The 22,720-nt window shown below is 72.5% G+C and carries 20 protein-coding genes and 3 pseudogenes; 14 read left to right on the top strand and 9 right to left on the bottom strand.

Translation table 11 applies throughout. The features are described 5' to 3' along the window. Window positions 1-39: 39 nt before the first annotated feature. The 5 genes from cseC to ACF1FZ_RS21010 form a co-directional block, all read right to left on the bottom strand. Window positions 40-1,365 carry a two-component system sensor histidine kinase CseC gene (gene cseC / locus ACF1FZ_RS21030; protein ID WP_391774912.1) on the bottom strand — a complete coding sequence of 442 codons (1,326 nt, stop codon included), beginning with the start codon at window positions 1,363-1,365 and terminating at the stop codon, window positions 40-42. Beyond that, on the bottom strand, window positions 1,362-2,072 hold the full coding sequence (gene cseB, locus ACF1FZ_RS21025; protein WP_391774911.1) for a two-component system response regulator CseB: 711 nt from the start codon (window positions 2,070-2,072) through the stop codon (window positions 1,362-1,364). Before cseB ends, cseC begins: the two co-directional genes overlap by 4 nt. A gap of 9 nt (window positions 2,073-2,081) precedes the next feature. Continuing rightward, window positions 2,082-2,774, bottom strand: a complete 693-nt coding sequence (locus tag ACF1FZ_RS21020; RefSeq protein WP_391774910.1) for a hypothetical protein — start codon at window positions 2,772-2,774, stop codon at window positions 2,082-2,084. After that, a complete protein-coding gene (locus ACF1FZ_RS21015) occupies window positions 2,762-3,346 on the bottom strand; it encodes a SigE family RNA polymerase sigma factor (protein WP_391774909.1) in 585 nt (194 codons plus the stop codon). The genes ACF1FZ_RS21020 and ACF1FZ_RS21015 overlap by 13 nt, the downstream gene beginning before the upstream one ends. Window positions 3,347-3,529: 183 nt before the next feature. Then, window positions 3,530-4,432, bottom strand: coding sequence for an A/G-specific adenine glycosylase (locus ACF1FZ_RS21010; protein ID WP_391774908.1), 903 nt, complete (start codon window positions 4,430-4,432; stop codon window positions 3,530-3,532). A 261-nt stretch (window positions 4,433-4,693) separates the two neighbouring features. Between ACF1FZ_RS21010 and ACF1FZ_RS21005 the strand changes: the two genes are divergently transcribed. Next, window positions 4,694-5,533 (top strand): hypothetical protein, encoded by an 840-nt coding sequence (locus tag ACF1FZ_RS21005; protein ID WP_391775104.1) that lies wholly within the window; start codon window positions 4,694-4,696, stop codon window positions 5,531-5,533. 303 nt (window positions 5,534-5,836) lie between these two features. Here ACF1FZ_RS21005 and disA read toward each other — a convergent pair whose 3' ends face one another. Beyond that, a complete protein-coding gene (disA, locus tag ACF1FZ_RS21000) occupies window positions 5,837-6,961 on the bottom strand; it encodes a DNA integrity scanning diadenylate cyclase DisA (protein ID WP_391774907.1) in 1,125 nt (374 codons plus the stop codon). Window positions 6,962-7,041: 80 nt separating this feature from the next. Next, window positions 7,042-8,454: a DNA repair protein RadA gene (radA, locus tag ACF1FZ_RS20995; protein WP_391774906.1), complete on the bottom strand. Its 1,413-nt coding sequence runs from the start codon at window positions 8,452-8,454 to the stop codon at window positions 7,042-7,044. Between the two features lie 154 nt (window positions 8,455-8,608). Here radA and ACF1FZ_RS20990 point away from each other — a divergent pair, with 154 nt between their 5' ends. Then, entirely contained in the window at window positions 8,609-10,429 is a 1,821-nt protein-coding gene (locus tag ACF1FZ_RS20990) for a hypothetical protein (protein WP_391774905.1), read from the top strand. A gap of 125 nt (window positions 10,430-10,554) precedes the next feature. Here ACF1FZ_RS20990 and ACF1FZ_RS20985 read toward each other — a convergent pair whose 3' ends face one another. Next, window positions 10,555-11,421, bottom strand: coding sequence for a hypothetical protein (locus tag ACF1FZ_RS20985; protein ID WP_391774904.1), 867 nt, complete (start codon window positions 11,419-11,421; stop codon window positions 10,555-10,557). Window positions 11,422-11,453: 32 nt separating this feature from the next. Between ACF1FZ_RS20985 and ACF1FZ_RS20980 the strand changes: the two genes are divergently transcribed. The 6 genes and pseudogenes from ACF1FZ_RS20980 to ilvD all read left to right on the top strand — a co-directional run bounded on the left by ACF1FZ_RS20980 (window position 11,454) and on the right by ilvD (window position 17,231). Continuing rightward, on the top strand, window positions 11,454-12,401 hold the full coding sequence (locus ACF1FZ_RS20980) for a Ppx/GppA family phosphatase (RefSeq protein WP_391774903.1): 948 nt from the start codon (window positions 11,454-11,456) through the stop codon (window positions 12,399-12,401). Window positions 12,402-12,498: 97 nt separating this feature from the next. Beyond that, window positions 12,499-13,308: a sugar phosphate isomerase/epimerase family protein gene (locus tag ACF1FZ_RS20975; RefSeq protein ID WP_391775103.1), complete on the top strand. Its 810-nt coding sequence runs from the start codon at window positions 12,499-12,501 to the stop codon at window positions 13,306-13,308. Further along, window positions 13,305-13,622 (top strand): TetR family transcriptional regulator, encoded by a 318-nt coding sequence (locus ACF1FZ_RS20970; protein ID WP_391774902.1) that lies wholly within the window; start codon window positions 13,305-13,307, stop codon window positions 13,620-13,622. Before ACF1FZ_RS20975 ends, ACF1FZ_RS20970 begins: the two co-directional genes overlap by 4 nt. Then, window positions 13,565-13,902: pseudogene (locus ACF1FZ_RS20965) on the top strand (hypothetical protein). The gene ACF1FZ_RS20970 and the pseudogene ACF1FZ_RS20965 overlap by 58 nt, the downstream one beginning before the upstream one ends. A gap of 82 nt (window positions 13,903-13,984) precedes the next feature. Continuing rightward, on the top strand, window positions 13,985-15,247 hold the full coding sequence (locus ACF1FZ_RS20960) for a PQQ-binding-like beta-propeller repeat protein (protein ID WP_391774901.1): 1,263 nt from the start codon (window positions 13,985-13,987) through the stop codon (window positions 15,245-15,247). A 133-nt stretch (window positions 15,248-15,380) separates the two neighbouring features. Further along, window positions 15,381-17,231 (top strand): dihydroxy-acid dehydratase, encoded by a 1,851-nt coding sequence (gene ilvD, locus ACF1FZ_RS20955; protein ID WP_391774900.1) that lies wholly within the window; start codon window positions 15,381-15,383, stop codon window positions 17,229-17,231. A 34-nt stretch (window positions 17,232-17,265) separates the two neighbouring features. On the opposite strand, the gene ACF1FZ_RS20950 is transcribed toward ilvD, so the two are convergent. After that, entirely contained in the window at window positions 17,266-19,419 is a 2,154-nt protein-coding gene (locus ACF1FZ_RS20950) for a PQQ-binding-like beta-propeller repeat protein (RefSeq protein ID WP_391774899.1), read from the bottom strand. Window positions 19,420-19,540: 121 nt separating this feature from the next. Here ACF1FZ_RS20950 and ACF1FZ_RS20945 point away from each other — a divergent pair, with 121 nt between their 5' ends. From ACF1FZ_RS20945 to proC, 6 genes and pseudogenes are all read left to right on the top strand, one after another. Continuing rightward, window positions 19,541-19,876: an SH3 domain-containing protein gene (locus tag ACF1FZ_RS20945; RefSeq protein WP_391774898.1), complete on the top strand. Its 336-nt coding sequence runs from the start codon at window positions 19,541-19,543 to the stop codon at window positions 19,874-19,876. A 34-nt stretch (window positions 19,877-19,910) separates the two neighbouring features. Next, window positions 19,911-20,456, top strand: a complete 546-nt coding sequence (locus ACF1FZ_RS20940; RefSeq protein ID WP_391774897.1) for a hypothetical protein — start codon at window positions 19,911-19,913, stop codon at window positions 20,454-20,456. Window positions 20,457-20,507: 51 nt separating this feature from the next. Next, a pseudogene (locus ACF1FZ_RS20935) lies at window positions 20,508-20,909 on the top strand (hypothetical protein); the annotation flags it as partial. A 130-nt stretch (window positions 20,910-21,039) separates the two neighbouring features. After that, window positions 21,040-21,240: a hypothetical protein gene (locus ACF1FZ_RS20930; RefSeq protein WP_391774896.1), complete on the top strand. Its 201-nt coding sequence runs from the start codon at window positions 21,040-21,042 to the stop codon at window positions 21,238-21,240. Window positions 21,241-21,243: 3 nt separating this feature from the next. Further along, window positions 21,244-21,492, top strand: a pseudogene (locus ACF1FZ_RS20925) (ABC transporter permease); the annotation flags it as partial. 64 nt (window positions 21,493-21,556) lie between these two features. Beyond that, complete coding sequence (proC, locus tag ACF1FZ_RS20920) at window positions 21,557-22,375, top strand: pyrroline-5-carboxylate reductase (RefSeq protein WP_391774895.1); 819 nt, start codon at window positions 21,557-21,559, stop codon at window positions 22,373-22,375. The last annotated feature ends 345 nt before the right edge of the window (window positions 22,376-22,720 follow it).

Here is a 22,720-nt window from a genome sequence, read left to right as displayed (position 1 = left end):
CCCGGAGACGGGACGTCTCCGGGGCCCACCCCTGTCCGCTCAGTCCGTCCCCGCCTGTCGCAGGACGGGGAAGCTCCCGGTGTCGGTCGGTGCGTGCTCGGGCAGCCACAGCACGGCGACCGCTCCACCCGTGCCCCCGGCGCCCCCGGCGGGCCCCGCGTTGCGGAACGTCAGCCGGGCCCCCAGGACCCGCGCCTGACCCGCGGCGATGGTCAGACCCAGACCGTGGCCGCGTCCGGCTCTGTCGCTGCTTCCGGTACGGAACCGGCTCGGCCCCTCCCTCAGCAGTGCCTCGGGGAAGCCGGGTCCGTGATCGCGGACCCGTACCACCCGGCCCTCGACCGTGACCTCGACCGGGCCCGCGCCGTGCTCGGCGGCGTTCCCCAGCAGATTGCCCAGGATGCGTTCCAGCCGCCGCGGGTCCGTGGACACCCAGGACTCGTGCACCACCCGCACCGTGATCCCGGGATCCAGCAGCCGGACCCGTCGGCCGACGAATTCGCCGAGCGGCAGTTCCTGCAGCTCGGCCCGCTCCGAGGCGCTGTCCAGTCTGGCCACCTCCAGGACGTCCTCGACCAGGGTCCGTAGCGCCTGGGCCCGGTCCCGTACGAGCTCCGTGGGGCGCCCGGGGGGCAGCAGCTCGGCTGCGGTGAGCAGACCGGTCACCGGGGTGCGCAGCTCGTGGGCGATGTCGGCGGTGACCCGGCGCTCCGCCTCGATCCGCTCGTTCAGCGCGTCGGTGAGCGCGTCCACCGCCCTGGCCAACTCGTCGGTCTCGTCCCGTACGACCCCGCCGACCGCTTCCCGTACGCGTACCTCCGTGTTGCCCTGGGCGACCTTCCCGGCCGCTGCCGCCGCCTTGCGCAGCCTCCGGGACAGCTGGCCGCCGATCAGGACGCCCAGCGCGCAGCCGCCGAAGACGACCGAGACCGAGCCGATGATCAGGGCCCTGTCCAGATCACCCATGATCGTGGCGCTGCGGTCGGCGAAGCGGGTGTGCAGGGAGAGGACGTCGCCGTTGCCCAGCGGCACGGCAGCCCAGACGTCGGGAACCCCGCTCGCGGACTGGTCGACATGGGTGGCGCGCCGGTTCTCCCGGATCTGGCTGCGCAGGCTGGCCGGCAGCGACGGATCGTTGATCTTGGCGCCGAATTTCGGCGACGGCTTCTGCGTGGGCGTGGCCTCGTACAGCCGCTGTGCGAACAGCAGCCGTTCCAGCTGCACCTCTCGCGCGTTCTCCAGCATCGAGACGCGGGTCGCGTTGTGGACGACGAGGCTCAGGGCCAGCGCGATGAGCGCGCCGACGGCCGCGATGGCGATGCTGATCTTCCAGCGGACACCGGTCCGCAGCGCCAGCCGTCTCATGCGCGGAGCTTGTAGCCGAAGCCGCGGACCGTCTCGATCCGGTCCTGCCCGATCTTGGTGCGCAGGCGCTGCACATGGACGTCGACGACGCGGGTGTCCCCGCCCCAGCCGTAGTCCCAGACCCGCTCCAGGAGCTTGTCCCGGGAGAGCACCGTGCCGGGTGCCGAGGAGAACTCCAGCAGCAGCCGCATCTCCGTCGGGGTCAGACCCACGTGCGCGCCCCCTCGGCGCACCTCCATGCCCTCGGTGTCGATCTCCACATCGCCGAAGACCAGCACCCCGCCCGGCTCGTCCGGGGGCCCGCCGGCCCCGGCGGGCGTCCCGCCCGCGCCGGAGGCATGACCGAAGCGCCGCAGCACGGCGCGGATGCGGGCGACGAGCACCGCCCCGTCGAACGGTTTGGTGACGTAGTCGTCGGCCCCGGCCTCCAGTCCGAGCACCACATCGATGGAGTCGGCACGAGCCGACAGCATGATCACGGGCACGGTCGACTCGTCGCGGATACGCCGGCACAGACTGACCCCGTCCAGGCCCGGCACCATCACGTCCAGCAGGGCGATGTCCGGGCGGTCCGCCCGGAAGGCCTCCAGGCCCAGCAGGCCGTCGGGCACCGCGGTGACCGAGAAGCCGACCCGCTCCAGTGCGAGCTGGGTGGCCTCACGGATGACGTCGTCGTCCTCCACGAAGAGGACATGGGTATCGGCCATGCGCGGCTCTCAGTTCTGCGTCGTCGGCGGTGCGGGAAGAGCACCCTCTCCACTGCCGACGGCCCGGTTGAATTCGTTGTGCACCCTGTCGGTCTCGGTGAACCGGCCGGAGTTCCAGCGGTAGGTGACGACGTCCTCGCCGGAGGGGTACGCGACCGAGTCCTTCGATCCGTACACCTGTGTCGTCACCACCAGGTCGCCCCGGTCGATGGTGCCGTAGACCGCCGGCACCTCGGCGGCGAAGACGTTCCCGTACGAACCGCCGGCGTCCTGCCGGTAGACGTAGGTGCCCACGCCCACCGAATCGCCGCAGGTCATGACGTTGACCACGACATCGGCCGCCGGGCCGCCGGTGAGCGTGCCGTACGAGGTGTCGACCGGGTACTCGTCACCGGCACAAGGCTTCAGGCCGTCCTTGAGCTGCCTGCTCACCTTCGGGTCGCCCTTGACGAGCCTCACGGCGTCGACCCGTGGGGAGGGCCGCGCCGTCCCCGCGGGCACCGTGCTCGACGGAGTGGCCCGGGCGACCTGCTGGGTGGCGGCCGGGCCCTCGTCGCGCGTACCCGTGCCTCCGGCGGAACAGCCGGCGCAGAACAGCCCGAAGGCGGCGAGCCCGGCCACCGCCGTGATCCCCGCCGCCAGGCCGGCCCCGGGCCCCCCGCGGCCGGCCGTCTCTTTCCTGCTGCCTGTCAGGCCGCGCACCGCTCCCGCCCCCGCTCGTCGTGACGCCTGTTCCGCTGCGAGGGTATCCGTGCCGGTACCGCCTCGGTCTCCTGGCTGCGGGCCGCTCGCTCCTCCAGCTCCTGGCGCAGTCGTGCCAGAGCGCGGTGCAGGGTGCTCTTCACCGTGCCGGCGGACATACCGAGTGCCGCGGCCGTCTCCTCCGTGCTCATCTGCTCCCAGTGCCGCAGTACGACGACGCTGCGCTGTTTCGGAGCCAGTACCCCGAGGACGTCCATGAGCAGGGCGCGGTCGGCGCGCTGCTCGGCACCGTCGTCGACGCTCGCGTCGGGGAGCTGCTCGGTCGGAACCTCGTCGAGCTTGCGGGCCCGCCACCACTCCGTACGGGTGTTGATCATGACACGGCGCAGGTAGGCGTCGGCGAGGGACTTGTCGGCGATGCCGTCCCAGCGGCCGAAGGTCCGGACCAAGGCGGTCTGCAGGAGATCCTGCGCGTCCACGGGATCGGGCACGAGCCGGCGGGCACTGCGCAGCAGCGCGTCCTGCCGGGTCCGTACGTACTCCTCGAAGCCGAGCACCTCGCCCTGAGCCATTACAACCGCCTCCGTCCCCGTGGATCCCCGTGTACCGCCGTCGGCCGGGTGGTCCCGTTGCCGACGTCCGGTGACGTTACGGAGGCGTTGTCACGAGGGTGTGCGGAGCAGCCGTACACGGACGCACGGCTGTCCATCGGTTGTGTAACAGCCGCTGGACAGCCGTGCGTCCGCCGGGGGTGATCAGGTCAGGGGCAGCCGGTAGCGGCCGTTCGCCAGGGGCTCGACCAGGCCGTCGGAGACGAGCCCGTCCAGGGCGCGTGCCCGCTGCACGGGCTCCTCCCACACCGAGTCCAGCGCGGACCGGGGCACCGGGGTGACCGAGTCGCGCAGCACCGCGAGCAACCGCCCCCGCACCTGCCGGTCCGTGCCGGCGTAGGTCTGGCCGCGACGCGGCGGGCCCTGGTGCGCGGGCTTCCCGGCGAGCCGCCAGGCGCACTGCCCGGCGATCGGGCAGCGCGTGCAGTCCTCGTTCTTCGCGGTGCACACGAGTGCGCCGAGTTCCATCGTGGCCGCCGCCCAGCGGGCGGCGCGCTCGGCCTCCTCCGGAAGCAGGGCGCGGGCGAGCTTGCGCTCGGCCGCGGTGGTCGCGTTCGGCGGGTACTGGATGCCCCCGGCCGCCCGGGCGAAGACCCTGCGGACGTTCGTGTCGAGCACGGCGTGGCGCTGTCCGTAGGCGAACGAGGCCACGGCCGCAGCCGTGTACTCACCGATCCCGGGCAGTGCGAGCAACTGACCGTGCTCGCGCGGCACGTCACCGCCGTGCCGTTCCGTTATCGCCTGCGCGGCCCCGTGCAGGCGCAGCGCGCGTCGCGGGTAACCGAGCCGGCCCCAGGCGCGGACCGCTTCGCCCGGCGCGTCGGCGGCCAGGTCCGCGGGACGCGGCCAACGGGCCATCCACTGTTCGTAGACGGGCAGGACTCGGTTGACCGGGGTCTGCTGGAGCATGAACTCGCTCACCATCACACCCCAGGCACCCGCTTCGGGGCGGCGCCAGGGCAGATCGCGGGCGTGCTGCTCGAACCACCCGATGACGGGGGCATGGAGGGAGGCGGGGGGCGTCTGTGTCGAAGTCGTGGCAGTCATCGCACCTACGATCCTGGCACGGAAGGCGGGACATCGGGCACGGCTCCGGGGGTGTCGGCCCGGCTGACGGCTCAGGGGGTGATATCGCCACCCGTTCTGACCCTTCGTACGAGGCGGACGAGGGCCGAGCCGGTGCAAAGTGGATGGAAGCGCCCAGGACCCACAACTCCGTGATGATGATCGGGAAAACTTGTCGATCAGAGCGGCGGTTGGGGGCCGGTGCGGGGCGGGACTTCTCGTACAGTTCGGTGCGTGGGTTCTATGCGCAATCCGGTCGGGCCGCTTCCCTCCAGCATCTACTGGCGTCGGAGAGCAGTAGTGGTGCTGGTGATCGCGCTGCTCGCTGCGCTGGTCGCGTGGGCCGTCATCTCGGGTGGCGGCAGCGGCGGGGGGCAGGACGACGGGAAGCCCGGAGGCTCCGGCCCCGCCCCTGCCCCGTCCATCACCCCCGGGCCTTCGCGTTCCGGCCCGGTCGTCGGCCAGCCCCCCGGTGGACGCGACGATTCGGGAGAGCCCGGAGCGGGTTCGGTCGCGGGCTCCGGAAGCGGCGGGGACACCGGAGCGGGCGGTGCGGCAGGATCGGGCACCACGGGAGGACCGGGCAGTACGGGAGCGGACGGCTCCTCGGGGCCGGTGGGCACGAGCGCGGGCGCGGGCGGCGGCAGTACGGGCGGCCAGCAGGTGCCGGCCGGTTCGCCGCTCCCCGACTGCACCCCTGCCGTACTGCAGTTGAGCCTGAAGACGGACATCAGCTACGGACCCGACGACACACCGGAGTTCCGGCTGAGCGCCAGGAACACCTCGGCTGCCGACTGCAAGGCCGACTTCGGCCCGAAGAGCGCGGTGCTCACGGTCACCGAGGCGGGCGAGGACGACGAGCAGGTGTGGTCCTCCGCGGACTGCCCGAAGAACGGCGCCCTTTTCCTGAGGGTCCCGGCGGGAGCGACGGTCGTCCACACCGTGGAGTGGGACCGCAAGGGGAGCGCGCCCCGGTGCGCGACACCGCCCGTCCGGGCCGCGGCCCCCGGGACGTACCTGCTGGAGGCCGAGATCACGGGCGAGACCGTCCAGCGCGCCTCGTTCGTCCTGGCCAAGGACTGACAGCCCGGACGAAGGCCGGGGGAGCCGGAGCCGGGACGTCCGGTGGACAACGGCCCCACCCCTGGCAGCCGGATCCCGGCGCGCCCAGCAGATGGATCCCGGCTGCCGCCCGGAAGCCCTGGGGCCTTTCGCCTGGATCAGGCCGGATCAGGGAGCGGGCCCGGTGCCGTGCACCGCGAGGCGGAGGAGGGAGCCGGCCGGGGCCTGCTCCGCTCGGGCCCGGGAAGGAGCCACGGCGGGTGACGACAGCCGCGAGGCGCGGCGCCGGTCCCCGCGAGTCCGGCGCGGCCCGAACGAGAGGCCCTAGACGTACCGCTCCAGGATCGAGGACTCCGCCAGCCGCGACAGTCCCTCCCGCACGCTCCTGGCCCGTGCCTCGCCGACCCCGTCCACGGCCTGGAGATCGTCCACGCTCGCGGCCAGCAGCTTCTGCAGGCCGCCGAAGTGCTCCACCAGCCGCTCGATGATCGTCCCGGGCAGCCGCGGCACCTTCGCCAGCAGCCGGAAGCCCCGCGGGGAGACCGCCGAGTCCAGCGTCTCCGGCGAGCCGCTGTAGCCCAGAGCGCGTGCCACCACGGGGAGTTCGAGCAGCTCGGTGTGGGTGAGCGTGTCCAGCTCGGCCAGTGCCTCCGACACCGTACGGGACCGTTTCGCGGTCGGCTCGGGCACGTAGTCGCGTACGACCAGCTCGCGCTCCGGCTCCACACCCGCGATCAGTTCGTCCAGCTGGAGCGACAGGAGACGGCCGTCGGTGCCCAGTTCCACCACGTATTCGGCGATCTCGGTCGCGATACGGCGCACCATCTCCAGCCGCTGCGAGACCGCCGTCACGTCCCGCACGGTCACCAGGTCCTCGATCTCCAGTGCGGAGAGGGTGCCGGCGACCTCGTCCAGCCTGAGCTTGTACCGCTCGAGGGTGGCGAGCGCCTGGTTGGCCCGGGACAGGATCGCGGAGGACTCCTCCAGGACCCGCCGCTCCCCGTCCACGTACAACGCGATCAGGCGCATCGACTGGGACACCGACACCACCGGGAAACCACACGCCTTGGAGACGCGGTCCGCCGTGCGGTGGCGGGTGCCCGTCTCCTCGGTGGGGATGGAGGCGTCCGGGACCAGCTGGACACCGGCCCGCAGGATCTTGGTCATGTCCTTGTCGAGGATCATCGCGCCGTCCAGCTTGCACAGTTCACGCAGGCGCGTCGCGGTGAACTCCACGTCGAGCACGAAGCCGCCGGTGCACATGGATTCGACGGTCCTGTCCATGCCGAGGACTATCAGTCCGCCGGTGTTGCCGCGGAGGATGCGCTCCAGGCCGTCGCGGAGGGCCGTTCCGGGCGCGACCGCGCTCAACGAGGCGCGCATCAGCGCCTCGTTACCCGTGCCTTGGCCGGACTTTCCGGGCGATGCCGCCCGGTCGTTGGCTGCCACTGCACTCCTCCGGTCACAGGTTTGGGGTGCCCTTGCGTCCCTCATACCGTTCGTAGGGGCGGGCGAGACCAGGGCAAAGTCTACCGGCGTGCGCCGTCCTCCTGTGGTCCGTCCGGCCGGGACCGGCGGGGGAGGACTCGCAGGGCGTCCCCCATGTCGGCCACTTCTGTGACCTTCATACCGGCCGGGACCTGCCCCGGGTCCCTCGGAACCAGGGCGTGCTTGAACCCGAGACGGTACGCCTCCGCCAGCCTGCGCTGGACCCCGGTGACCCTTCTGACCTCCCCGGCGAGACCCACCTCGCCGATCGCGACCAGGTTCTTCGGGAGGGGCGTGTCACTGGCCGCGCTGGCCAGCGCGAGGGCGATCGCGAGGTCGGCGGCCGGCTCGGTGAGCTTCACGCCGCCCACCGTCGCACTGTAGATGTCCCGCTTGCCGAGCGCACTGATCCGGCCCCGTTGTTCCAGAACGGCCAGCATCATCGAGACCCTGGAGGTCTCCAGGCCCGACGTGGTGCGCCGTGGCGAAGGGATCTGTGAGTCGACCGTCAGGGCCTGCACCTCGGCGACGAGCGGACGCTTGCCCTCCAGGGTGACCGTCAGGCAGGTGCCCGGGACGGGCTCGTCACGCCGGGTGAGGAAGAGCCCGGAGGGGTCGGCGAGGCCGGTGATGCCCTCGTCGTGCAGCTCGAAACAGCCGACCTCGTCCGTGGCGCCGTACCGGTTCTTGACGCCCCGTACGAGCCGGAGGCGGGCGTGCCGGTCGCCCTCGAAGGACAGCACCACGTCGACGAGGTGCTCCAGGAGCCGCGGCCCCGCGATCGCGCCGTCCTTGGTGACGTGGCCCACCAGGAGCGTCGACATGCCGCGTTCCTTCGACGCCCTGATGAGCGCCCCCGCGACCTCGCGGACCTGCGCCATCCCGCCGGGCGCGCCGTCGATCTCCGGCGAGGCGACGGTCTGCACGGAGTCGAGGACGAGGAGGGACGGTTTGACCGCGTCCAGATGTCCCAGGACCGCGGAGAGGTCCGTCTCGGCGGCCAGATACAGGTGGTCGTTGATCGCCCGGATGCGGTCGGCCCGCATCCGCACCTGGCTGGCGGACTCCTCGGCCGTGACGTAGAGGGTGCGGTGGTCGCCGCTCGCGGCCTTGGCGGCGACGTCCAGGAGCAGCGTCGACTTGCCGACGCCCGGTTCGCCCGCGAGCAGCACGACGGCGCCGGGCACGAGGCCCCCGCCGAGCACCCGGTCCAGCTCTCCGACCCCGGTCGAGCGGGCCGTCGCCTGCCGGCTGTCGACCTGGCCGATCGGCAGGGCGGCGGTGGAGACCCGGCCCGCGGCGGTCGTGCGGACCGCAGGGGCGCCACCGAACTCCTCGACCGTCCCCCAGGCCTGGCACTCCGGGCAGCGGCCGAGCCATTTGGCGGTCGTCCAGCCGCATTCGGTGCAGCGGTAGGACGGGCGGTCCTTCGCGGATTTCGTACGGGCAGCCATGGCGTCACCGTATAGGTGGGGTCCGACAGCCCCGGCACGGGCGGGGTCCCACAGCTCCGGCCGCGGGAGCCGGACACGTGCCTGATGCGGCCATTCCGGGGGAATCAGGGATTCCTGTCCCCTTTCGAGTAAGACCATCACCCGTAAGGGTTAAATGCCGGAAAGTACCGGCAGAGTTCGGCCCGCGACTGCCTACGGTCGCCACGTGACGAGCAGCAGCCTGGAGACCCCCACGCACACCACCGGCCCACACCGGGCGCACCGTCGCGAGACCCGCCCTTCGGTGCAGCGGACGCCCGCGCGTTGCGAGCCGTATCTCGACGGCCTGTTCACCTACTGCCTCTCCGTGCTCTGCGACCACGAGGCGGCGACCGAGGCGCTCGGCTCGGTCCTGGCGGTCGCCGAGCGGCAGGACGGCCGGTGCCCCACGGCCGAGGAGGAACGTAAATCCTGGCTGTACGCCCTGGCCAGATGGGCGTGCCTGCGGGCGCTCACCGAGGAGCGGCGGGGCCGCCGGGCACGCCGGCGGGCACCCGCCCCGCGTGGCACGGTGCCGCGCGGGGGCACCCGCACGTCCGGCACCGTGCCACGCGGGGCGGGTGCCGACGGCACTCCGGAGGAGGCTGCCGCCCCCGGCGGCAGCACGAAGTCCCCGGCGGCCGAAGCGCGCCGGCGGGAACTCGCGCAGCTCGCCTGGCCCGAGGCCGCGGGTATCACCCCGGAGCAGCGCGAGGCGCTGGAGCTCGCCGTGCGCCACAGGCTCACCCCGCGAGCCGTCGCAGCCGTCCTCGGCCTCGACCCCGGCAGCGCCCGGGAGCTCCTGGCCGGGGCGGCGTGCGAGGTGGAGCGCACCCGCGCCGCCCTCGCCGTCGTGGAGACGGGGGGCTGCCCCGCCGTCGCCCGGCTCACCGGCACCCACCAGGTGCTGCTCTCGGCGGTCCTGCGCCGGGAGCTCGTCCGGCACGTCGACGACTGCCCCCGTTGTCGCCGGGCAGCCGAGCGGGCCGGCGCGACCGGCCCCTGGCCCGGTGCGACCGTCACCCCGGCCGCCGCGCTCACGGTGGTCGAGGCCCCCCGCCCCTCGGTGTACGTGGCTCTGGCCCGAGCCCGGCGGTCCCGCGCCGGAGCCCCGCGATTCGGCCGGACCGGTTTCCCGCTCGCCCCCAAGGACCACGCCGCACGCAGGAACCGGCTCCGCGCCCGGGTCGTGACGACGACGGTCGTGGCGACGGTCGTCGCCGCCCCGGTGATCGCGCTGTGGGCCGCCCACCGGGGCGCGCCGCTGACCGGTGAGGGCCGCGACACGTCCGTCACCGCGACGGACGTGGACGGCGGGCCGGGCCCCGGCGGCGATCCGTACGACCACTACGCGAACGCGGGCGACGCACACCCCGACGGACACGGCGGATCCCGGGCTCCGGACGTCTCGGCCCAGGTCCTCAGTGCCGGCGCCGGCACGGACGGAGCGGGCTCGCTCGCGGTCTCGGCCCGCTCGGCCGGCGGCCGTACGACGATCGTCCTGACCGCGGCCGGTGACGAGGCCGTCGCCTGGTCGGCGCGCGCGAACACCCCGTGGCTGCACCTCAGCCGCACGTCCGGCACGGTCGCCCCCGGCCGGAGCGTCACCCTCCACGTGTTCGTGGACCCCGTGGCCGAACCTCAGGGCCCGTGGAGCGCCCGCGTCCTGCTCGCCCCGTCGGGTCCCACGGTCGTGATCACCGGTTACGGGGCCGAGCCCCCGCACCCCGGAGATCCGGAGCCGTCCCCGGACCCGTCGTCAGGTCCCGCGAGCCCCACGCCGTCCTCCCCGGCACCGCCCCCGGACCCCGCCGGGCCGTCGGAACCGACGCCCATGCCGACCGGCCCGCCGACGGACGGCCCCGGCTCCCCCGGGCCCACGCCGTCCCCCTCCGACGGATCCACCGGGCCCGGCCCGACGACACTCCCGGACGGGCCTTCCGGGCCGGCGGACTGACGCGGAGCGGCGGCCCTGCACACAGCGGAACGTCTGTGCGTCGCGCCCGCCGGGCCGCCGGTCAGGGAGAAGGAAGCAGGGCGACGTCACCGGGACCGGCCTCGGAGATCTGCGCGGGACCACCCTCAAGGCCTGGCCGAGGACCCGCCCCGGACCGGATCGGCCGGATGCGGAGCCATCGGCAGCAGTGACGCCAGCCGCTGCTCGCACAGCTGGGCCAGCCGGCCGTAGGCCTCCTTGCCCATCAGTTCGGTGAGCTCCGGCCGGTAGGACACGTAGACCGGGTCACCGGCTCCGTGCGCGGAGGTCGCCGACGTGCACCACCAGTGCAGATCGTGGCCGCCCGGGCCCCAGCCCCGGCGGTCGTACTCCCCGATCGAGATCTGGAGCACACGGGTGTCGTCGGGCCGCTCGATCCAGTCGTACGTACGGCGGACCGGCAGCTGCCAGCACACGTCCGGCTTGGTCTCCAGCGGTTCCTTGCCCTCCTTGAGGGCCAGGATGTGCAGGGAACAGCCCATGCCGCCCTCGAACCCGGGGCGGTTCTGGAAGATGCAGGAGCCCTCCCAGCGCCGCGTCTGGCGCTCGCCGTCCTCGTCCACCCCCACCCAGCCGGTCTTCGTGCCGACGTCGTGGAACTGCCACAGGTCCGGGGTGAGCCGGGCGACGTGCCCGGCCACCCGCTTCTCGTCGTCCTCGTCCGAGAAGTGCGCGCCCAGCGTGCAGCAGCCGTCGTCGGCGCGGCCCGCCTGGATGCCCTGGCAGCCGCTGCCGAAGATGCAGGTCCACCTGGACGTCAGCCAGGTCAGGTCGCAGCGGAAGACCTGCTCGTCGTCGGTGGGGTCGGGGAATTCGACCCAGGCCCGAGCGAAGTCGAGTCCCTTCTCGTCGGGCCCGTGGGGCCCCGTCGTCTCCGGCTGCTGCATCTCCGGCTTCGATTTCTGCTGATTCTTCGTGGCTTTGCCCGGCTTCGCCTTTTTCGTCTTTGGCACGAGCCCAGAGTAAGCCGCAGTAGCGTGCCCGTATGAGACTCGGAGTCCTCGACGTGGGGTCGAACACGGTGCATCTGCTGGTCGTCGACGCACATCCCGGCGCCCGCCCGCAGCCGGCCCACTCGCACAAGGCCGAACTGCGGCTCGCCGAACTCCTCGACCGGGACGGGGCGATCGGCCCCGAGGGCGTGGACCGCCTCGTGACGACGGTCGCCGGCGCCCTCCAGGCAGCTGAGGACAAGGGCTGCGAGGACGTGCTGGCGTTCGCCACCTCCGCCGTGCGTGAGGCCGGCAACGCGGACCAGGTGCTGGCCCGTGTGCGGGACGAGACCGGTGTCGCCCTCGCCGTCCTCAGCGGCGAGGAGGAGGCCCGGCTGACCTTCCTGGCCGCCCGCCGCTGGTTCGGCTGGTCCGCGGGGAAACTGCTGGTCCTGGACATCGGCGGCGGTTCGCTGGAGGTCGGCTACGGGATGGACGAGGAGCCCGACGCCGCCGTCTCGCTGCCGTTCGGCGCCGGCCGCCTCACCGCCGCCTGGCTCCCGGGTGACCCGCCGGACCCGACCGCCGTACGGGCGCTGCGCCGCCATGTCCGCGCCGGCATCGCCCGTACGGTCGGCGAGTTCACCCGGCTGGGGCGTCCCGACCACGTCGTCGGGACCTCCAAGACGTTCCGGCAGCTCGCCAGGATCACGGGCGCCGCCCGCTCCGCCGAGGGGCTGTACGTGCAGCGCGTCCTCACCCGCAAGGCGCTGGAGGAGTGGGTGCCGAAGCTCTCCGCGATGACCCTCGAGCAACGGGGCAACCTGCCCGGCGTCACCGCGGGGCGCGCCGCACAGCTCCTGGCGGGGGCACTCGTCGCCGAGGGTGCGATGGACCTGTTCGGGGTCGAGGAGCTGGAGATATGCCCCTGGGCGCTGCGGGAAGGAGTCATCCTGCGCCGTCTCGACCACCTGCCGGCGGTGCAGGCGGCCCTGGCCTGATCCGCTCGCCGCCCCTCATGGTCCTTCTCACTTTCAGCCGGGCTCCTTCGGCGTCGCGCACTGCTGGCCGTACGCTGTCCACGTGGCAGAACCAGTGGTGCGCATCCCGGATGCGAAGGTCGCCCTGTCGACGGCTTCCGTCTATCCGGAGTCGACGGCGACGGCCTTCGAGATCGCTGCGCGCCTGGGCTACGACGGTGTCGAGGTCATGGTCTGGACCGACCCCGTCAGCCAGGACATCGAGGCGCTGAAGCGGCTGTCGGACTATCACCAGGTGCCGGTCCTGGCCGTGCACGCGCCCTGTCTGCTGATCACCCAGCGGGTCTGGTCCACCGACCCGTGGGTGAAGCTCCAGCGGGCGAGGGCCGCGGCGGAGAAGCTCGGCGCGTCGACGGTGGTCGTCCACCCCCCGTTCCGGTGGCAGCGCAACTACGCCCGGGACTTCGTCACCGGAATCTGGCGCATGGCGGACGAGACCGATGTGCGCTTCGCGGTGGAGAACATGTACCCGTGGCGCTACCGGGACCGCGAGATGCTCGCGTACGCCCCCGCCTGGGACGTCAGCAACGACGACTACCGGCACTTCACCGTGGACCTGTCGCACACCGCGACCGCGCGCACCGACAGCCTGGCCATGGTGGACCGGATGGGCGACCGCCTGGCCCACGTCCACCTCGCCGACGGCAAGGGCTCCAACAAGGACGAGCACCTGGTGCCCGGCCGGGGCGACCAGCCGTGCGCCGAACTGCTGGAGCGGCTGGCGCGCACCGGCTTCGACGGCCACGTGGTCATCGAGGTGAACACCCGCCGCGCCATGTCCTCGGCCGAACGCGAGGCCGACCTCGCGGAAGCCCTCGCCTTCACCCGGCTCCATCTGGCCTCGTCGGCGCGGACCCCCCGGCCGTGACCCCCGGCGCCGCCGGCCCCGCCTCCGGGACCCGGATCCTGCAGGCGGCCCGCACGGAGTCCACCGGACGCGGCCACGACAGGACCTCGGCCAGGGGCATCGCCAGGGCGGCGGACGCCGGCGCGGCCCTGGTCCCTCACCGCTTCGGCACGAAGGACGAGGTCTTCACCGCGGCCGCCGAGGTCTCCTTCGAGCCCGCGATCCTGGACGGCCCTCGGAGGACCTGGGGGAGCGGCCGGCCCGCTGTTTCATCGGCGTGCGGGAGGACCCGGTGTCCAGGGCGCCACTGCCGGCGGTCCTCCGTTCCCGGCTGACGCACGAAGCGGCGGCGGTGCTGCGGGGCTTCGTGCCGCGTCGGCTGCTGGAGCGGATCGCGGCGGAGCCGGACCGGCCGGCTCCCGCATGACCGGTATCGCGATCATGCGGTACGTGATCCGCGCGGAACCGGTGGCGTCCGCAGACCCCGAGAAGCTCCTCGGGATGGCCGCCCCCACGCTCCGGAGGTGCCCGGCCGGCCGGTGGTCCGGGTCCTGCCTGTGTGACGGCTGTGGCGGTGGGCCCACAAGGGTGTCCCGAGTCGGTACCAGCCGCTGACGTGGCCGAATCCCGATGGTTGGCTGTCCAGGATCCGAAGAGCTGGATGTACGTGGTGAACGACACATGGGGGAGACGGACCGTGACGACTCGGAATGTGCGCAGACCGGACGGGTACGCGGCGGACGGCGTCATGCCCCGTCGGCGGCTGATACGGCTGGCCGGAGCCGGACTGGGGCTCGTACTGGCCGGGGCGGTGACGACCGCGTGCGGACCCGAGGAGGCCGACGCCTCCGGCGGCATGGGGGAGCCGGAGCCCGGTGGGAGCGGCAAGGGAGGCGGAGACGCGTTCACGACCCCGCCCGCCGGGACCGCCCCGCGCGCCCTGTGGCAGGAGAGGACCGCGGTGGGCACCCTCGGGAACCGCGAGGTGCTCGCCGTCGTGGGGAACGTGGTGCTGGTCGCCGGTGATCCCCTGGTGGGCCGGGACCTCGCCACCGGCAGGAAGCTGTGGTCGCTGCCGGGTGCCGCCCAGCCGGGCGCGCGGCTGATCATGGGCGGGGACACGCTGTATCTGGCCAGCGGCGAGTACGACGGCGACCTCGTCGGCCTCGACCCGGCCACCGGCAAGGAGACCTGGCGCAGCCGCCTGGGCGGCCGGTACGCCCAGCCCCGGCCGATCGGCGCCGACACCGGACGTGTGTACGTGGTCGCGGGCATTCTGGAGAAGGACCTCAGCTCCCGGACCAACGTGATCGCCGCCGTCGACATCCGTACCGGCAAGGCCGTCTGGAACGAGCGGCGGGACGCCGGGACCGAGGAGTCGGGCCTCACCTCCGTGGTCCTCGGTGACCACCTCGTCTACACCGACCACCGCGAGAACCTGACCGTCCGCGACACCGCGACCGGACGCCAGCTGTGGACGAAGAAGATCAGCAGTTCCAACTTCGAGCGGATCGCCGTCCACGACGGAGCGGTGTTCGTCGCGGACGGCAGGAACCTGCGCTCGTTCGGTCTGGGAGACGGCGCCGAGCGCTGGGCGCTGGAGACCGAGGAGTTCTCCACGTTCAACGGGCCGGCCGTCATCGAGGGGGTGCTCTACGCCTCCGACAGCGCCCACGCCCTGTGGGCCGTCGACCCCGCCACGGGGAAGCGGCGGTGGCACAACCCGGACCTGCTCGAGGTCTCCGTACCGCTTCAGTTCGCCAAGGTGGGTGACACCCTGTACGGAGCGACGGAGTTCGACAAGGACGGTGGCGTCCAGGCTTACGACGCCCGCGACGGCAAGCTGCGCTGGACCTTCAACGACGGGACGGGCAAGGAGGAGCAGTGGTACGTCGTGTCGGCGGGCAAGCGTCTCGCGGCGCTGCACGGCGGTCGCGTACAGGCCCTCCCGGCCGTGTGAACGCGCGGTGGGCGGGAGCCGCCGACTGCCCGCCCACCGGGCATCATGTCCCGTATGCCGGACAGCGTGTCCAGATCTTGGCACGAGGGGCGTACGCTCGTGAACAGTCTTTTCTGCGAAGGAGCGAGCGACGATGCCCCAGCTGAGGTCCCGCACTGTCACCCACGGCCGCAACATGGCGGGCGCCCGCGCCCTTATGCGGGCGTCCGGCGTAGCCAGCGAGGACATCGGCAAGCCGATCATCGCGGTGGCCAACTCCTTCACCGAGTTCGTGCCCGGCCACACCCACCTCGCCCCCGTCGGCCGGATCGTCTCCGAGGCGATCCAGGCGGCGGGAGCGGTGCCGCGCGAGTTCAACACGATCGCGGTGGACGACGGCATCGCCATGGGACACGGCGGGATGCTCTACAGCCTGCCCTCCCGCGACCTCATCGCGGACAGCGTCGAGTACATGGTCGAGGCCCACTGCGCCGACGCCCTGATCTGCATCTCGAACTGCGACAAGATCACCCCGGGCATGCTGATGGCCGCGATGCGCCTCAACATCCCCACGGTGTTCGTCTCCGGTGGCCCGATGGAGGCCGGCAAGACCACCCTGGTCGACGGAACGGTCCGCACCCTGGACCTCGTCGACGCGATCTCGGACGCGGTCAACGACAAGATCTCCGACGCGGACATCCTCCGCATCGAGGAGAACGCCTGCCCGACCTGCGGCAGCTGTTCCGGCATGTTCACCGCCAACTCGATGAACTGTCTCGCCGAGGCCATCGGCCTGGCCCTTCCGGGCAACGGCTCGGTCCTCGCCACCCACACCGCCCGCAAGGCACTGTACGAGAACGCCGGACGCACGATCGTCGAGATCACCAAGCGTCATTACGGGGAGGACGACCACTCCGTCCTGCCCCGCAGCATCGCCACCCGCGAGGCCTTCGAGAACGCCATGGCCCTCGACATCGCCATGGGCGGCTCGACCAACACGATCCTCCACCTGCTGGCCGCCGCCCAGGAGGCCGAGCTCGACTTCGGCCTCCCGGAGATGGACGAGATCTCCCGGCGGGTCCCCTGCCTCGCGAAGGTCGCCCCCAACGTCGCCCCGGGCGGCACGTACTACATGGAGGACGTGCACCGCGCGGGCGGCATCCCCGCCATCCTCGGCGAGCTGTACCGAGGCGGCCTGCTCAACGAGAACGTGCGCAGCGTGCACTCCGACTCCCTCGACGAGTGGCTGAAGACCTGGGACGTGCGCGGGGGCTCGCCCTCCGCCGAGTCACTCGACCTCTGGTACGCGGCTCCCGGCTGCAAGCGCTCGGCGACAGCCTTCTCCCAGTCCGAGCGCTGGGACACCCTCGACACGGACGCGGCCGGCGGCTGCATCCGCTCGGTCGAGCACGCCTACTCCAAGGACGGCGGACTCGCGGTCCTCAAGGGCAACCTGGCCGTCGACGGCTGCGTGGTGAAGACGGCGGGCGTCGACGAGTCGATCTGGACGTTCGAGGGCCCCGCGGTCGTCTGCGAGTCCCAGGACGAGGCCGTCGACAAGATCCTCCGCAAGGAGATCAAGGACGGCGACGTCGTCGTCATCCGCTACGAGGGCCCCAAGGGCGGCCCGGGCATGCAGGAGATGCTCTACCCGACGTCGTTCCTCAAGGGCCGCGGGCTCGGCAAGACCTGCGCCCTGGTGACCGACGGCCGCTTCTCCGGAGGCACCTCCGGCCTGTCCATCGGCCACGCGTCCCCGGAGGCCGCGTCCGGCGGCACCATCGCCCTGGTGCGGGACGGCGACCGGATCGCGATCGACATCCCGAACCGCACGATCGAACTTCTGGTCTCCGAGGAGGAGCTGGCCCGCCGCGACCAGGCCCTCGGCGGGGTGTACGCCCCCAGGAACCGCGACCGCAAGGTCTCCCAGGCACTGCGTGCCTACGCGGCGATGGCGACCAGCGCGGACAAGGGCGCCGTCCGCGACGTCTCCAAGCTCGGCTGACCCGTCCCGGCCGCCTCCGGCCCCGTCCCTGGTCTCACCAGCGGGCGGGGTCGTCCGCGTCCACGGCGAAGACGGATCCGTCCGGCGCGGTGCCGATGACGCTCCTGCCCATGACCACGGGGGCGGGCAGCGACGAGGCGTGGCTGAGCTTCCCCTCCTTCAGGCGGGGACGTGTCTGGCCCAGCAGTCTTCCGCGCTCCGTGTCGACGGCGAGCAGCCGGCCGTCGGCTGCCGAGAAGTAGAGCCGGCCACCGGTCCCGAGGACCGGCGACGAGGTGGCGCCGACGGCCGTCGCCAGCCGCCACCGCTCGGCCCGGCCGGCGCCGGGACGGACGTCGAGCGCCAGCAGCGTCCCGCCGCGCTCCAGCAGCAGGGCGGTGTGCCCGTCCACCACGGTCTCCGGTGCGTTCATCCGGAAGGGCAGCGCGATGCGGGTCGCGCGCCGCAGCGCCGGGTCGTAGCGGACCAGCCCGGTGGTCTGGGCCTGCTCGTTCATGGAGGTGAGAAGGAGCGCTCCGTCCGACGTCCCGACCGGGGTGAGCATCCCGTCCAGCCTGCGCTGCCAGGCCGTCCCGCCGGTCTCCGCCTCGATGGCCGTGACCAGCGTGGTGGCCCCCCGCGCCGAATTCTCGAAGGCGTAAGCGAGCCCGGTCCCGGCCTCGTACAGCGCGTAGCCAGGGCTCCCGTGCTCCGGAACGGCGCGCCGCCACCGGGAGGCGCCGGTCGCCGCGACGAGCCCCTGGAGCGTCCCGTCCCGGCGGACGGTCAGCAGGGTGTCGCCCGCCGGGAGCGGGGTGTCGAGGTACGAGGCGAGATCCGTCCGCCAGAGCTCCGTGCCGTCGGCGGGGGAGTACACCCGGAGCTCCCCGCCCGCGACGACGGTGCAGGCGACGCTCCCGGACACCGCAGCCCGGGGCCCGGGGTCCTTCGGTGAGGTGTCCCGGTGCGACCAGGCCACCCGGCCGTCCGAGACGTCCAGCCGGGCAGGGCCGAACCCGTCGGCGACGCAGTACAGGGCAGGCCCCGCCCCGGTGGCACCCCGGGTGCAGGACGGCGTCGAGCCGCCCGGGGCGTGCAGCGGTGTCCGCCACGGCACGAAGGCCGCCGTGCCCTCCTTCGTCACGCCGGTGTCCGGCGCTCCGATGCCGGCTGCGGCCGCCCACAGGCCTCCGGCCACCAGCAGCGCCGCCACGGCGACGCGTGCGCGCCGGCGCCGCGCACGAAGACGCGTCGCCGTCCCGGCGCCCCCAGAACCGGACGGAAGCCCGTCCGCCGCCCGCACATGTGTGGTCCCCTCGTCCGGCTTCCCCGCCTCGGTGGCGAGCGGCCTGCGCTGGACGGGTATGAAGGCGGCCGCCTCGTACGACGGAGGGTGCAGCGAGGCCATGATCTCGTCCGGGGAGGGGCGCTCCGCCGGGTCCTTGGCCAGACAGCGCCCGACCAGGGGCGCGAGATCCGCCGGCACCCCGGCCAGATCGGCCTCGTCGTGCACCACCTGGTAGGCCACGAGGTACGGGCTGTCCGAGTCGAAGGGCCCCCGCCCCGTCGCCGCGTGGACCAGCACCGCCCCGAGCGCGAACACGTCCGCGGCCGGACCGACCTCGCGGGGCCGCTGGAACTGCTCGGGCGCCATGTACGGCGGCGAGCCGATCAGCTTGCCCGTCTCCGTGCGGAGATCACTGTCGTACGGCCGGGAGATCCCGAAGTCGATGACCTTGGGTCCGGAGTCGGGGAGCAGCACGTTGCTCGGTTTGAGATCCCGGTGGATGACACCGGCCCGGTGGATGTCGCGCAACGCCTCGGCGAGCCCGGCCGTGAGCCTGCGCAGTTCGGCGGGGCTCATCGGCCCGTTCCGCTTCACCTGCGCGGAGAGCGTCGGACCGGGCACGTAGAGAGTGGCCATCCAGGGCAGCGCGGCTGCCGGATCGGCGTCCACGACCGGCGCGGTGAACGCTCCGCTGACCCGTCGGGCAGCGGTGATCTCCTGTCGGAAACGTGCCCTGAACTCAGGGTCCGCCGCGTGCCGTCGGTGCACCACCTTCACCGCGAGCTGCAGCCCGGAGGGGGAGCGCGCCAGGTGTACGACACCCATGCCGCCCGCTCCGAGACGTGCCTCCAGCCGGTACTGCCCTGCGTACTCAGGATGCTCCGCTTCCGGATGTGATCCGGTCCCTCGCAGCGGCGGCATCGCCCACCCCCGTGTGTTCGTGCGCAAGCGCGACGCACGGAGCCTAGTCGATGGTGCGTGGAAGGAGGGTGGGGCTTGTTAGCCTGCGCGTCACACATCGGTTCCAACGGGGGAGGCCCTTATGGGCGTTGAGGAGAACACCGTTGTCGCGGTCACCACGGACACCGGGGCGGCCGCTGCCGGAGAGGTGACGACGCTCGCCGCGGGCACCGTCGTCTACCCGATCGCTCCCGGCTACCGCGTCAACGTCCGCCGGGGGCCCGGCACGCAGTACGGGATCGTGAGGACCCTGCCGTACGGGATGAGCGTCCCGGTGTACTGCCAGAAGCCGGGGGAGCGGGTGTCCGGCCCGTACGGCACGTCGAACCTCTGGGACAACATCGCCAACGGGCAGTTCGTCTCGGACGCCTACGTCAAGACGGGCAGTGACGGCTACATCGCCCCGCGCTGCGACTGACGGAACCGGCACACGTCCGGGGATAATCGATCCCGTGAGCGAGAACAGCGAAGCCCCCGGAACGTCCTCGGCCGTGCCTTCGGGCGGTACCACACCGGGGCCGCAGCCCGAACCCCTCCGTTTCTTCGGTACGACATGGGTCGACCACGACGGCGGGTACGGGCTGCGGCGTGCGGGCGTCACCATCGGCTCGCTCGTCGCGGCCGTCGTCGCCTGCTTCGTCCTGCGCTTCGCCTACCAGGGCCTGGAGATCGCCGAGGTCGGCAGCTTCGTCGGCATGCTCGTCGTGCTGATGTTCGCGGTGTGCAGCGCCATCGCCTTCCGCAAGACCTGGGAGGGCTTCATCCGCCGCCCCGCCGACCCGTCCCAGGACGACAGGCTGCGCGGCCTCAAGTCGATCGGCTTCATCGGCTCGCTCCTCGCCTACTTCCTCCGTTCGTTCAAGGAAGCCCCGGGTGAGAGGCTGCGCCGTACGGAGTACGAGACGGCGCTCACCCAGTACGCGAAGCGCCGCTCCTCCCGGACCGGTAACCCGGCGGCCCGCAGGGGAGCCAAGGGAAAGCGTTCCGGACGCAGGTGAAGCGGACGTGGTCACCGCCCGCGTGCGCCGGGGCACCCGCACGATGAACGCGTGACCGCTTCCACGCCCCGCGCCCCCACCGGCCTACGGAAAAGACCGCACGGTCCTGCACGACCTCCTCCTCACCGTCGGGCAGGGCAGGACCACCGGCCTCCTCGGCCCGTCCGGCCGCGGGAGGTCCACGCCCATGCGGGCCGTCGCCGGCATCCAGGCCGGGGCACGGGAACACTCGACGTCCTGGGGTGCCCCGCGGGCCACCCGTCCCTGCGGTCACGCGTCGGCTACGTCACCCAGGCGCCGTCGGCCTGCACGGACCTCACCGTGCGGCAGAACCTGGACCACTTCGCGGCCGGGCCGCGCCCGCCGAGCCTTCCGTGCGGAAGCCGTCACCCGCGCCATCGACGACTCGGCCCCTCCCACCCCACCGACGCCCTCTCCGGCGGGCAGCTCAGCCGCGTCTCACTCGCGGCCGCCCGGCTCGGCACGCCCGCACTCCTGGCCCGCGACGAGCCGCGGTCTGCGGAACCTCCTCCGTGCCCTCACGGCCGGCCGGGGAACCACGGTCCTCGTCTCCTCCCCTGTCGTGGACGAGGCCGAACGATGCCACCGGCCGCTGCTCATGCACGAGGGAAGGATCCTCGCGGAGGGCGTCCCCCGCGCCCGTACCGGTTCCACCACCGTCGAGGAGGTCTTCCTTCCTCTCGTGGGCGAAGCCGCCGCGAAGGAAGCCACCGCGAACGAGGCCGCCGCCGAAGCCCTCGCCCGCCAGGAGGCGAACCGATGAGCACCCACGCCCCCCGCACCCCCGGCCCGGACCCCCGCCACCACCGGCCGCGTCCTTCGCCGGCTCCGTCACGCCCCCCGCACCACCGCGCTGCCGCTGATCGTCCCGGCCCTGGTGGTCACTTTGCCGCACCATGTCTTCGAGGCCGGCCCCGGGACCTTCGACTCCATCGGCGCCTCACCGGTCGGCATCCACCCGCTGATCACGATGTTCCTGGTGACCTGGATCGCCGCCCGCCGCCGCACCACCACCTGACGGCGCGGTGCGAGGATGGGACCACGATCAGCACCGCGTACCTCGTACCGCCACCCGGAGGATGAACCGCATGACCCAGACAGTCGCAGTCCTCGGGACAGGGAAGATCGGCGAGGCACTGCTCAGCGGCATGATCCGGGCAGGCTGGCGGGCCCGCGACCTGCTGGTGTCCACCCGCCGCCCCGAGCGCGCCGAGGAACTCCGCACCCGCTACGGCGTCGAGGCCGTCACCAACGCCGAGGCCGCCAAGAGCGCCGACATCCTCATCCTCGCGGTCAAGCCCCAGGACATGGGCAGGCTCCTCGAGGAGCTCTCCCCCCACGTCGCTGCGGACCGCCTCGTCATCAGCGCCGCCGCCGGCATCACGACCGGCTTCATCGAGGACAGCCTCACCGCCGGCACCCCGGTCGTCCGCGTCATGCCGAACACCCCCGTCCTGGTGGACGAGGGGATGTCCGTCATCTCCGCGGGCAGCCACGCCACCGCCCAGCACCTCGACCACGCCGAGACGATCTTCGGCGGCGTCGGTAAGACGCTCCGTGTCCCCGAATCCCAGCAGGACGCGGCCACCGCACTCTCCGGATCGGGACCCGCGTACTTCTACTTCCTCGTCGAGGCGATGACCGACGCCGGAATCCTGCTCGGCCTGCCTCGCGCCCAGGCCCACGATCTGATCGTCCAGGCCGCCATCGGCGCGGCGGTCATGCTCCGGGACAGCGGCGAACACCCGGTCAAGCTCCGCGAGGCCGTCACCAGCCCGGCCGGCACCACCATCAGTGCCATCCGGGAGCTGGAGAACCACGGCGTACGGGCCGCCCTCATCGCAGCCCTCGAAGCCGCCCGCGACCGCAGCCGCGAGCTGGCCACGGGCAACGGCTGAACGCCCGCATCGCCGCGCCCGGGCCGGCCCGGGCGGGGGTTGACACGGCTCACCCGGCTGCGTAATGTGCTCCGAGTTGTCCGACGTGAGCGCCGACTCCGGTCGGTCCCCGGACAACCATTCCGCAGTAACCACTCGAAACGAGCGACTTCTGTCGTGCGTTTTTATGTGCGCACGTGCGAAATGAGGAATCAGTGTTCGAAGGCGAGTCGATTAGCGTCGGGGCCGAGGATTCCGCTAAAGTCTCACTCGTCGGAACGGCCCAAGGGTCGGGAAGGCAAATCCCGCTGACTGGGAATCAGGCCCGAAAGGATCTGATAGAGTCGGACTCGCCGGAAAGGGAAA

Origin of the sequence: Streptomyces sp. NPDC014623, from assembly GCF_043088245.1 — a bacterium.
Taxonomy (GTDB): Bacteria; Actinomycetota; Actinomycetes; order Streptomycetales; family Streptomycetaceae; genus Streptomyces.
Note: the sequence above shows the minus strand (reverse complement) of the source record. Positions and strands in the feature narration are given on the sequence as shown.